The organism is Actinomadura hibisca NBRC 15177 (assembly GCF_001552635.1).
Classification (GTDB): Bacteria; Actinomycetota; Actinomycetes; order Streptosporangiales; family Streptosporangiaceae; genus Spirillospora; species Spirillospora hibisca.
The window spans coordinates 192,415-200,249 of the sequence record NZ_BCRO01000040.1; the positions used below are offsets into that span (position 1 = coordinate 192,415).

At 73.3% G+C, this 7,835-nt stretch carries 3 protein-coding genes; 1 reads left to right on the top strand and 2 read right to left on the bottom strand.

Annotation, left to right across the window (positions count from 1 at the left end; translation table 11 throughout):
- Positions 1 to 33 precede the first annotated feature (33 nt).
- Complete coding sequence (locus AH6_RS45380) at positions 34 to 1,704, bottom strand: serine/threonine-protein kinase (protein WP_067482069.1); 1,671 nt, start codon at positions 1,702 to 1,704, stop codon at positions 34 to 36.
- A 63-nt stretch (positions 1,705 to 1,767) separates the two neighbouring features.
- A complete protein-coding gene (locus AH6_RS20220; protein ID WP_067482071.1) occupies positions 1,768 to 5,130 on the bottom strand; it encodes a hypothetical protein in 3,363 nt (1,120 codons plus the stop codon).
- A gap of 70 nt (positions 5,131 to 5,200) precedes the next feature.
- Here AH6_RS20220 and AH6_RS20225 point away from each other — a divergent pair, with 70 nt between their 5' ends.
- Entirely contained in the window at positions 5,201 to 7,687 is a 2,487-nt protein-coding gene (locus AH6_RS20225; protein WP_083983226.1) for a protein kinase domain-containing protein, read from the top strand.
- Positions 7,688 to 7,835 lie beyond the last annotated feature (148 nt).

Here is a 7,835-nt window from a genome sequence, read left to right on the forward strand (position 1 = left end):
AGAGTCGACCACCCGGTGCCGTCCTCGCCCCGCTCAGAGCCACTCGGCGCGGGCCAGGATCTCGGGCAGGCCCGGCACGTCCCACTCGTCCACGATCAGGATCTTGGACTCGGGCAGGTACCAGATGCGCTGCCGGAGCGGGGCGGTGCCCTTGTACTTGCCCGCGTAGTCCATGCACTTCAGGTTCCACTCGACGTACTCGGCCCTGTGCGAGCCGACCGGCGCGAGCTTGCGCACGGCGGGCTTCCAGTTCGCGTCGACCTTGAGCCCGTTGTACTTGTCGGGATCGGCCGGGCACAGGTGCGAAGGGTCGGTCGCGGTGTGGAAGGGCTGGTCGCGCCGGTAGCCGGGGCGCGGCATGTCCGGCTGCTCCTTGATGTAGGACTCGCCCAGCACCGCGAAGCCGGGGCATCGGGTCATGTAGGCGGTCTTCTTGGCGTAGGCGTCGAACTCGGTCGGCTTGCCTTTGCACTTGCCGCCCACGTCCACCCGGAACGCGCTTCCCTGCTTCTCGGCCAGGGTGATCGTCCGCCATCCCTTGGGCGCCGACAGCTTGATGCGGCCCACCGTCATCGGCACGCCGGGCGGTGGCGCGGGCGAGGAGGACACGGCGACGGCCGGACGGTGCGGCGGCGGGTCGCTCTTGGCGGCCTCGTAGACGCCGAAGCCCCCGGCGGTCGCGCCCACCACGGCGGTGCCCGCGACCGCGACCCCGGCCTTGGTGCCCAGCATCGAGAGCAGTCCCGCCGAGCCGGTCGTGGTCGCGCTCCCGCCCGCCGCCGTGCCTGCCGCGGCCGTACCCGCTGCGGCGGCCGCACCGCCGCTCGCCGCGGCCGGGGTGAGGCCCGCGGCCAGCAGCGGGAACAGTGCGGCGAACGCGACGGCGGCTCCGGCCAGGGCACGTACGCCGCGCTGCTCCCAGTCCGCGCCGTAGACGCGCTGGGCGAGCTGCTCCAGCTCCCCGACGAACGCGGCCGCGCTCGCCGGACGGTCGCCCGGTTGCTTGGCCATGCCGCGCTCGACCAGTGGCCGCAGCTCGTTGGGCATCCCGGCCACCGGCACGGGTGCGCCGAGATGCCCGTTGCGGACCTCCGTGAGGTCGCCCGCGAACGGCCGCCGTCCGGTCACGCACTCGTAGAACACGCAGGTCGCGGCGTAGACGTCGGTGGCGGGCGTGGCCGGTTCGCCGCGCCACTGCTCGGGCGCCATGTACGCGGGGGTGCCGGAGCCCGACGCCGTCCCGGACGGGGTGGCGACGCCGAAGTCGATGAGCTTGCTGTTGCCGTCCGCCGGGACGATCACGTTGGCGGGCTTGTAGTCGCGGTGGACGACCTGCGCGGTGTGCGCGGCGGCCAGGCCCAGCAGCGACCCCTTGAGCACGGTCAGCGCGGCCTCGGGCTCGATCCTCTCGTAGCGCTTGAGGATCTCGCGCAGCGAGACGCCGTCCACGGCCTCCATGATGATCGCGAGGCCGTGCTCGCTTTCTACCAGCCGGTAGAGGCGTGCGACGTGCGGGTGCGCGACGTGCCCGAGCAGCCGCGCCTCGTGCCGGAACTGCTCGCGGGCCCTCTCGTCGGCGGCGGTCAGGTACTTGATCGCGACCGGGGTCCCGGCGGTGACGTGCCGGGCCAGCACCACCCGGCCCTGCGCGCCGCGGCCCAGCTCCCGGACCTCCTCGAAGTCCGCGACCCGCCACTGGTCCATCGTGGCCCGCCTTCCGAGATCGTCGTTTTTCTGGTGTGATGCGCGAATCGTCCGAAAGGTTGATCATTCCATGGCGGTGCGGACGTTCCGCGCCGCGTAGGCCACCTCGGGATGCGGGTGGGCGCGCAGGTCGCGCAGCAGCGCCCGCCACCCGGCCGCCCAGCCGCCGGACGTGCCGCGATGGCCGTGGTGGAACGCCAGCGCGCAGGCGAACAGGCCGCCGGTCAGGTCGCCGCGCGCCGCCAGCCGGACCGCGTGCGGCAGCACCTCCTCCGGCTCGGGATAGCCGACGCCCTCCACCACGGCGTAGCCGGAGAACAAGCCGATGAAGTGCTGTCCGTCGGTCACGAACGGGCCCTCCACCAGCGCCTCGGCAACGTCCCGGACCGCGAGCACCCCGCCCATCGGCCGGTCGGCCAGGGCGTCCACCGTCTGCGCGGTGTCGGGGGAGTCCCAGCGCATCGTGCCCGCGATCAAGATCGAGGCCAGTGGTTCGGGCAGGTGGTCGTGCAGGGCGCGGGCGACGCGCTCGCCGCCGTCGCGGTCATCGCCGAACCTCTGGCGCGCCGCCATGACCAGGGCCTGGAGGCGCTGCCGGGCGGGCAGGTCGCGCTCGGCTTCGGCTTCGGGGCCGTCGTCTGCGGCGGCGGCCAGCGTCGCGGCGGCCTGGGACAGCGCGTCCGTGCCGGTTCCGGCGGAGACGCACGCCACCAGTGCCGACAGGGCGTGCTTCCAGGTGTCGGTGCGGTCCAGGTCGGTGAGGTAGGCGGCCAGCAGGGCGGGCGCGTCCGCCGCCCACGGGGTCCACTGCGGGAGGGACGGGATGGCGATCTCACGCAGCTCCACGTCGTCGGAGCGGGCGACGCGCAGCACCAGGTCCGCGTACCGGTCGCGGAAGCGCTCCTCCATCGCCAGCGGCGACGCGCCGACCACGAACCGGGCGAGGTCGCGCGGCCCGTCGGCGGCCTGGTCCAGGATGCGGGCGGCGACGGGGTGGTCCAGGCGTTGGCGGGCCGCCGACACGATCGCGGCGCGCACGTCGCGGTGCTGGCCGGGCAGCTCCCAGGCCGCGGCGATGCGCTCCATCGCGTCGGGGGCCCCGGTGTGCAGCAGGATGCGCAGTGCCTCCTTGCGCGCGGTGATCTTGCCGTCCGCGAGCACCGGCGCGAGCAGGCCGCCGAGCCGCGACGGCTCCACGTAGCGGGCGGCGCGGGTGGCGGCGTAGGTCGCCACGTGCGCGTCGTCGCCGCCCGCGTGCTCTAGCAGCGGCGCGAACACCTGCTGCGGGGCGGAGGTCCACGGGACGGCGGTCAGCGCGGCGCGGCGCAGCAGCGCGTCGTCGGAGTCCAGGTGGCGGCGCAGCTCGTCGGTCCCGGTGCCGGGCACCTCGCCGATGAGGCGGACGATGTGGGCGCGGTCGAGGTCGGCCATGGCCGGGTCGTCGGCGAAGGCGTGCAGCAGCCGCAGGTAGGCCGCGCGGTGGCCCGTCGTCCAGCGGCGCATCCACGTCGGCGAGACGTAGGGGATGTTGGTGTTGCGGCGCTGCGGGAACCGTCCCTTCACCCTGCGTCCGGACAGGGCGTCCGGCAGCAGGTCGAGGCGCTCGCGCGCGACCGTCTCGAACACCTCGGGCATCGCGTACGCCGAGCGGTCGGCGGTCACCAGGCGGCCGACGCGGTCGGCGCGGGTGCGGGGGGACGCGAGCCAGAACGAGAGCGCGGCGCAGATCGTCGTCTCGTCCTTGGCGTGGAAGACGGCCGCTTCCAGCGCGTCCTGGAGCGGGGTCAGTTCGTAGGCGCGGCGACGGAGGGAGGCGGCCAGCGTCAGGGCGAGCCGGTGGTCGCCGGTGCGGGTTCCGGCGGCGAGGCGCTCGGCTAGGACGTCGATCAGGTCGTGTTCCCGGCCGCGCCGCAGCACAGTGTCGAGGCGGGCGAGATGCAGGTAGCCGAGGTTGACCGAGAGGCGGTCGACGATGCCCAGCCCGGTGTGCAGCAACCGCTCGTCCAGCCGCGCCGCGCCCTGGTGGCAGACGCGCGCGGCGAGGTTCTGGAGCTGGGCGCGGGTCTGGTGGGAGCAGTCGCGGGCGTTCAGCGCGTCGGTGGTGAGACGCGTCAAGGCGTCGCCGTGCTCGGCGCGGAACATGCCGGGCGGGACGTTCGCCAGCGCGCCGAGGGCCTGGACACGGACGGGGTCCTGCTCGTTGCGCAGCCGGTCGGTCGTGTCCAGCAGCCGGGTCAGGACGTCGGGGTCGCGGGTGCGTCCGGCGCAGGCGAACAGGAGGCGGTAGCCGGTGGCGCGCTCGTCGGCGTCGGGGCGGCGGGTCAGCTCGCGCAGCACGGGCTCGGCCTCGTCGAAGGGCAGGTAGGCCGTCGTCTCCCAGCGGCGGCCGGGGTGGTCGGTGATGCGGCGGAGGCCGAGCATCCGGCGGGCCTCGCGGGCGCGCAGGGCGTGGGGCATCAGCTCCATCGTGTAGGCGAAGACCTCTGCGGTGGAGCGGTCGCGGTCGCCGACGGCCAGGTCGAAGACGTGGGCGCGGCGGCTGGGCGGGAAGGCGCGGAGCAGTTGTCCTCGCTGGTCGGCCAGTGCGTGGCCGATCCGTGCGATGGGGTCGTCGTCCAGGCGGGCGACACGATCGCGGACGGCACGTCGGTCCAGCAGCCTGGCGAGGGCGTCCTTGTGGTCGTTGCTCAGCAGCAGTGACCACATCCGGTCGGGTTCGGCGTCCAGCAGGAAGGCGACGTGGCGTACGAGGCCCTGCGGCAGGGCGGTCGTCTTCCAGTGGCGCTCCAGCAGCGTCACCACGCGGGCCGGGTCGTGTCGGGCGGCCGCGCCGATCCCGGCCGCGTGCCACCACCACCAGTGGTTGAGCAGGTATTCGGGCAGGTCGGGGAGGTGGCGTTCGGCGTGGTCGAGCACGGCGGCGGGATGGGCGCGGCCCAGGGCCTTCCAGTTGGGGACCACGTGCGCCAGGCCGTCGATGCGCTCGCGGACAGTGGCTTCGGTGCAGGCGGGCAGCAGTTTCGCCGCCTCGGCCTGGCCCCAGCGCTCCAGGACGCGATCGAGCAGGTGCTCGGCGAGGTCGGTGCGCTGCCACTTGCGGATCGCGCGGTAGGTGGCGTCGCGGAACGCCTGCGGGGCGTCGTCCAGGTCGAAGGTGTCCGGGCCGAGGCCGTGGCGTGCCGCGAGGTTGATCGCCGTGACGGCGAGGTCGGAGTCGGGGTCGCGCATGGCGCGGGCGATGTGGGCGAGCGACGCCTCGTCGCGCGTGGCACCGGCGATGAACAGCGCGAGCGAGCGTTCGTAGTGGTCGCCGTAGCGGAGCGTCTCCAGCAGCTCGGGCGCCTGCTCGCGGCAGGCGGCCAGGCGCTCGCAGCGCGCGCGGTAGGTCAGCGGTTCGATCTCTTGCAGCAGCTCGTCCACGCCCATACCGGGACATCCTGGCGGATGGTTCGGCGACGGGCAGCCGATTATCCGGGTGCCGGACTAGGCTGCGGCCGTGCTGAATGTGCCGTTGAAACCCTCCTTCCGGTATGTGCACGAACCGCTGGACGCCGACGAGGACGCGCTGCCCCCGCTCGGCGACCCGGGTCTGGCCGACCGGCTGGGCGCGCGCGTCCGGCACTCCCGGGGCGGCACGTTCCTGATCACGGGGTTCCGGGGCGTCGGCAAGACGACGCTGGTGCGGCGCACGTTGCGGCGCATCGCCGAGGAGAGCGGGCCGGGGGAGATCCTGGTGCCGGTGACGCTGTCGGTGGCGCGCTCGACGACGACCGAACGCCTGCTGTTCGCGGTGGTGCGGCGGATCTTTGAGACCCTGAACGACACCGGGACGCTGGCCCGGCTGACCCCGCAGACGCGCCAGTCGTTGCTGCTGGCCTACATGCGGACCTCGTTGTCGTTCAAGGAGACGCAGTCGGAGGCGCGCGAGCGCGGCGCGTCGCTGGACCTCGGGGCGGGCTCGGGCAAGGGCGTCAAGGCGCTGGTGGACGCGGTGGTGCCGAAGGCGACGATGTCGGCGAAGCGGACACGCTCGCTGGCCACCGAGGCGTCGTTCCTGGCCTACTCGGAGACCGACGTCGAGCACGACCTGATGCGGATCGTGACGCTGCTGCGCCAGGAGGAGGGCCTGACCCGGCGCCGGTGGTGGCGGCCGGCCGCGCCGCTGCGGCTCCGCCTGGTGATCGTGCTGGACGAGATCGACAAGCTGACCGCCGACGAGGCCGGGCGCACGGCGGTGGAGGCGCTGCTGGGCGGCGTGAAGAACGTGCTGACGATGTCGGGCGTGCACTTCGTGGTGGTGGCGGGGCCCGACCTGCACGACCTGGCGGTGCACGACGCGGCGCGGGGCAACGGCGTCTACGAGAGCGTGTTCGGCTGGCACCTGTACGTGCCGTGCTCGTGGGACGCGCCCGACCGCTTGGTGGCCGACGTGGTGGACGGCTCGGGCGGGGCGGAGTTGTGGCGGTTCGTGCAGTACCTGCGGTTCAAGGCGCGCGGGGTGCCGAGGCGGCTGATCCAGGAGTTCAACCGCTTCGTGCGGTGGGAGGACGACCGGCCGTGGTTGCGCGTCGGCGCGGGGGACGAGGACCGGATCACCTTCTACGCGCGGCTGGAGGGCGTGCTTCAGGAGTTCTTCGACCAGGGGGCGCGGCGCTTGATGGCGGTCCCGATCGACGAGGACCGCTGGCGGCTGAGCGGGTACTACGTGGTGGACCAGGCGCTGCGTCGTGAGGACGAGCCGTTCAGTGCGGCGGAGCTGTTGCGCGAGGGGCACCGGGCGCGTCTGGACTTGTTGCAGGGGACGGCGCGGCAGGACGTCGAGCGCCTGCTGAACCACCTGGCCGGCGCGGGGATTCTGGAGGTCGTCCGCGACCCGAGCGCGACGGGCACGATCATCGGCGACGTGCCGGAGGCGCAGGCGCGCGTGTACCGGCTGGCGGACGACGTGCGGCACGCGCTGCTGGGCTTGGCGGCGAGGCACGAGACGGAACGCGGCGCGTTGGAGGGTCCAGCTCCGGCGCGTGCGGCCCTGCTGTCCGGCACAGCGCGCACGGTGGGCGGCCGCTACGAACTGCGGAACCTGATCGCGCTGGGCGGCATGGGAGAGGTGTGGGAGGGACGCGACCTGAGCCTGGGCCGCCCGGTGGCGATCAAGCAGCTGCGCAAGGCGCTGGCGGGCGAGGCGGAGCTGGTGGCGATGGTGCGGCGCGAGATGGAGATAGCGGGGCGGTTGCGGCATCCGCGGATCGTGCGGACGGTGGACTTCGTGGACGCGCCTGAGGGTGGACGCGACGGCGGGCCAGGTGGCGTGCCCGCGATGGTGATGGAGCTGCTGACGGGCCCGACGCTGAAGGAGATGCTGGCGGAACGGGGCACGCTGTCGTCGTCGCACACGGCCCTGATCGCGCACCGCCTGGCCGAGGCGCTGGACTACCTGCACGAGCAGCGCGTGGTGCAGCTGGACATGAAGCCGGGCAACATCATCATGCGCGCCCCCGCCGACCCAGTGATCATCGACCTGGGCCTGGCCTGGCAGCTGGGCGACGAACCGGCGTTCCCGCGCAGCAGCGGGATCATCGGCACCCCGCTGTACATGGCGCCGGAGCTGTTCTACGGGGAGGACGCGGACGCGCGGTCGGACATGTACTCGTTGGGGCTGGTGCTGTACTGCTGCCTAGCGGGTGACGTGCCGTGGTACGACGCGGACGCGATGAAGGTGGCGAGGGAGGCGATGCAGCGGAGGCTGGATCTGAGGACGCTGCCGATCTCACCGGAGTTCCGTGCGGCGCTGGCTTCGCTGGTGGCACTGGACCGGGATGAGCGCTATGACGCGCCGGGGGATTTCCTGGCGGCGCTGGAGGCGACGCCGGAGTGGCGGGAGCAAGGGGAAGCAGGGGCGGGGCAGGGGTTGGAGGAGTCGTGGGACGACGCGGTGACGTATCGGTTTCCGCGGCAGGGACGGGTGGAGAGGCCGTCGTTGTAGGGGGGACCTGCGACTCGATCCGACGTGACATGACGCCATCCAGCCCCACGCTCCACGCGTGACCAAGAACCCCAGCCCCGCGCCCCGCGCGTGACCGGCGACCTCAGCCCCTCGCTCGAACCTGACCGACAACCCCGGCCACCGGGGA